Consider the following 3,465-nt stretch of genomic DNA (forward strand, 5'->3'; position numbering starts at 1 on the left):
GCTTGCCCCTGTCGCCGTGAATTACGGCCCCTTTCGGCAGATGCTGACGCCCGATTGCAGCCTCATGGTCACGCTCGGCGACCGCGCGGCGCATGTCGAAGGCTACCGGCAGGCCATGGAGCGGCTGGCAACCGATCCCGCGCGGTGCCGCCGCCTTGGGCAAACGCACATCAACGCGCGCTCGATCTGTTCTCCTGGCCCGCCCGGGCGCGCACGATCAAGCAGGCAAATCCTCGACAAACCGATCAAACCCATGTCCCTTGACCTCGCAGCCTGATAGGCTCCGCGCGGCTGGATCGAAGGACATCGCCGGAGAATTTCCACCGCTTTCGAGACACGACCTCGTGGCATGCCACGCCCAGATCCGGGCGTTTCCGCGACCACAAGCACCACCCAGGGGGAAAACGCTTGATCTGCTGACCTCATCAAGCAATATTCGCGTCAAGCTGCAGGCCACCAGGGGAATGTCGGTTTCAGGTTGCTTCCCGTACAAGAATGTAGATGTGGGTATGAAACGGCGAGTGTGGGACCGAATTGGAGAACGCCATGAATATGGACAACGAAAGTTTCTGGGAAGAGATCCCCTGCAATATCTGTGGTACAAAAAATGTCGATCTTGTCTTCGAGGCGGGCAAGGCGCAGCCGGCAAAACTCGTGCGTTGTAAAAGCTGTGGGCTGATGTATTCCTCGCCCCGCACTCAAGTCGACATTGATATGTATGAAAGCAATGAATGTGATGGGCTGCTGGAAGGGGTGACGACGGATGTAAATCATCGCTACCGCTGGCGCCTCGAGAAGGAAAGCGGTCAGGTCCGGGACTTCGAGCCAACCCGCCGCATCCTGCACAAGCTCTATCCGGAAGGCGGCAGGATGGTCGAGGTCGGCAGTGGGTTCGGCAATCTGCTGCGCAGCTTCAAGGATGAGGGGTGGGACGTTCTGGGTGTTGATCCGTGGAAGGAACTGCCGCCGCATACACGCGATATCCACGGGATAGAGACGATCCCCACGACCCTCGAGAAGGCCGGGCTGCCCGAGGCCTCTGCCGATGTGATCATAATGCTGCATGTGATCGAACATGTGCCGGATCCGGTCGCCACACTGCGCGAGATCCATCGCGTCCTGAAACCCGGCGGCCATGCCGTGATCGAGACGCCGCGCTATGACACGGTGATGTTCAAGATCATGGGGCATCGCGAACGCAGCGTGAAATGCGAAGGTCATATCTATTTCTTCACCTTCGACACGCTGCGTCGCACGTATGAGAAGGCGGGTTTCTCCAAGGTGGATACGCAAGCTGTGGGCCGGACGCTGTCGGCCGAGCGGTTCCTGTGGAATGTTGGCACCATCTCGGGCAGCACATCGGTGCGCGATGGTCTGGGGCGCATGTCGAGCACGCTTGGCCTCAACAAGCTGCGGTTTTCGCTCAACTTGCGGGACATGCAGCGAGTCGTGATCCGCAAGGAAGACGTGTAAAAGGCAATCGACTGGGCGATGCCCTTTCGGAAAGTGCAGACGTGATTTTCATCCGGGGCGGTTTCGAGAACAGAGATGAAATTCAGGATTTTGCTGATGAGGAAATGCGTTGAAAAGTAGAATTTTCGGTACGGTGATCGGGCAGGACCTGTTGAAAGTCCAGCAGAACCTCTCGTTCCGCACCATGTCGCTTCACAATCCCGAGCAAGCCGGACTTCGTGCAAATCACATCATCGCAGACCGGCTCATTACACGCCTCTGCCCTCGCGGGGGAACCTTTCTGGATATGGCAAACACCCCGCTCGGATTTTCGATCTGGTCACCCGCGTCGAGGTTTGTCTGACCCATGCTGCCGCCCCTGCTCGCCCTTCTCAGCTGGCCTCTCATCAGCCTTGTCTTTTTCCGCAAGCTGCGTCTGCCGCTGGCGATCTTGGTCACGATCGTCGGCGGGTTCCTCTTGCTGCCGCAGCGCGGCGGGCTCGACTTTCCGGGGCTGACCCTCAACAAAGGCTCGATCCCGGCCCTGTCGGCCCTGTGCCTCGCGCTGATCTTCGCCGCTCGTGACACGTCCGGGCTGCACCCGAAGGGTTTGATTCCACGGCATCCGCTCGCCCTGGCCCTGCTGATCGCCCTGCCGGTCGGGGCCGTGATGACCGCTCAGACCAACCCCGATACGTTGCGCTACGGGTGGCGCACCCTGCCGGGTCTGTCGCTTTACGATGCGGGCTCGATGGTATCCGGTGCCCTCACGATGATCCTGCCGCTGCTGCTGGCGCGACGCTATCTTGCGGATGCGGCCGCCCACAGGCTGATCCTGCAGGTGCTTTGCATCGCCGCACTTGGCTATTCCCTGCTGGTACTCTTCGAGGTACGGATGTCGCCGCAGCTGAGCAGCTGGATCTACGGATATTTCCCGCATGATTGGAGACAGCACATTCGGGCCGGCGGATGGCGTCCCGTTGTATTTTTAAACCATGGTCTCGTTCTGGGCATCTTCTTCGCCATGTCGGTTTTGACCGTCGCCGGTCTGGCCCGGCTCGATGCGCCGCGCCGAGGGCTTTGGGTATTCGGGATCTTCTGGCTTCTCATGACGCTGGTGCTATCAAAAAATCTTGGGGCCCTGTTGATCACGGTGGCCTTTCTGCCGGTGCTGTTTCTCACCAACATACGCGGCCAGTTGCTGGTCGCAGCGATCATTTGCGGGGTGTTTCTGGCCTATCCCGCGGCGCGCACCGCACAAATCCTGCCTTTCGACCAGATCCTGCAACTTGCCGAGAACATCGATCCGCAACGCGTGGGATCGTTCCAGACCCGTCTCGACAACGAGGACCGATTGCTCGCCAAGGCATCAGAGCGCCCGCTTTTCGGCTGGGGGGGCTGGGGCCGAGGGCGTGTGTTCGATGAGTCGGGACGCGACATATCGATTACGGACGGGGAATGGATCATCGCGATGGGCTCCTATGGCTGGGTGGGATATGTGGCCCGTTTCGGGTTGCTCACGGTCCCGGTCTTTCTTTTATGGTTCCATCGTCGTCGCTACGAGATCGGGATGGAATCCTCGGTGCTGGCGGTCATCCTGGCGGCCAACCTGGTGGACATGATCCCCAACAGCTCCAACCTGCCGGTGACCTGGCTTCTGGCCGGCGCGCTCTGGGGGCGGCTGGAATTGCAGGCAGCAGCCCGCACGCAAGACCAGACCGCCGTGGCGGAGCCGGCCCCTGTGGGGTATCGCCGCGACGACCCCACCGAGGCCGCCGGGGATCCGCCACCTGTTTCGGCAGATGTCTCGACACCGTCGCAAAACCCCTATACCCGGCAGACAAGACGTATTCATCGCAAGGGGTCCACGGTCGGATGACCTGCCGGATCGCGATTTCGATCATCAATTACCGCACCGCATCGATGACACTCGATTGCGTGCGCTCGGTTCTGTCGGATATCGGCGATCTGGACGCGCATGTCGTGGTGGTGGACAATGCCTCGGGGGACGGC

The 3,465-nt window shown here is 60.4% G+C and carries 3 protein-coding genes; all 3 read left to right on the forward strand.

The window, feature by feature from the left end; all coding sequences use genetic code 11:
• Positions 1 to 277 (forward strand): hypothetical protein (locus ACESL9_RS17540; RefSeq protein ID WP_372675367.1); only part of this gene is annotated, 277 nt, incomplete at its 5' end.
• A gap of 269 nt (positions 278 to 546) precedes the next feature.
• On the forward strand, positions 547 to 1,473 hold the full coding sequence (locus ACESL9_RS17545; protein WP_372675368.1) for a class I SAM-dependent methyltransferase: 927 nt from the start codon (positions 547 to 549) through the stop codon (positions 1,471 to 1,473).
• A gap of 346 nt (positions 1,474 to 1,819) precedes the next feature.
• Entirely contained in the window at positions 1,820 to 3,331 is a 1,512-nt protein-coding gene (locus ACESL9_RS17550; protein WP_372675369.1) for a hypothetical protein, read from the forward strand.
• Positions 3,332 to 3,465: the final 134 nt, after the last annotated feature.

Source organism: Aquicoccus sp. (assembly GCF_041686535.1).
In the GTDB taxonomy this organism is placed as follows: domain Bacteria; phylum Pseudomonadota; class Alphaproteobacteria; order Rhodobacterales; family Rhodobacteraceae; genus Aquicoccus.

Excerpts from the sequence above, each read along its gene's own strand:
- ACESL9_RS17545 (WP_372675368.1), top strand. The coding sequence starts at position 547 with ATGAATATGGACAACGAAAGTTTCTGGGAAGAGATCCCCTGCAATATC.
- ACESL9_RS17550 (WP_372675369.1), top strand. The coding sequence starts at position 1,820 with ATGCTGCCGCCCCTGCTCGCCCTTCTCAGCTGGCCTCTCATCAGCCTT.